Here is a 569-nt window from a genome sequence, read left to right as displayed (position 1 = left end):
GTGCTGGCGGGCGAGTTCGACATGCATGGACGGGGCGCCTCTGCGGTGCGAAGACTCGTCCATCACGTCGTCGTGCACCAGGGCACACGCCTGGAGCAGTTCGAGGGCGGCCCCCGTGTGCAGCACCGCCGTGGGATCACCCGAGCCGCCTGCGGCCTGCCACCCACAGTGAGCGAACGCCGTACGCAGCCGCTTGCCGCCGTGTTCGATCAGGGCGGCCAGTCGGCCGGCCAGGTCCTGGGCGAAGACGCGATCAACGGTGTGGGACTGACGGAGTCGCGCGTCGAGGGCGCGTTCGAGGACGATGTCAGCGGCGTGGGCGACCTCGGACGGGGAGTAAGCAGCGTCGACGGGTTCAGCCGCCCTCGCTGGCATTCCAAGCATGCGCAACTCCTTCTCACTCTCGGTGATCGCACATCAGTGCTCTCGCCGAGTGCCCCGGCATGTATGCGCTCATTCCTGCCCGGACTGGCGCCGAGGCCGGCCAAGGTCATCCCAGCGGCCCAACGGCGCGGGTTCACGGCGGCGTGTCGTCCCGTCCGCGCTCCCGCGCGCGTGCCCCCACGAGG

The 569-nt window shown here is 70.3% G+C and carries 1 protein-coding gene; it reads right to left on the bottom strand.

The window, feature by feature from the left end:
• A partial coding sequence (locus KUM32_RS38310) for a polyprenyl synthetase family protein (RefSeq protein WP_217146432.1) occupies positions 1–384 on the bottom strand: 384 nt, incomplete at its 3' end.
• Positions 385–569 lie beyond the last annotated feature (185 nt).

The organism is Streptomyces sp. AC627_RSS907 (genome assembly GCF_019049165.1).
The sequence above is the reverse complement of the archived record's forward strand: the minus strand, read 5'-3'. Positions and strand labels throughout refer to the sequence as shown.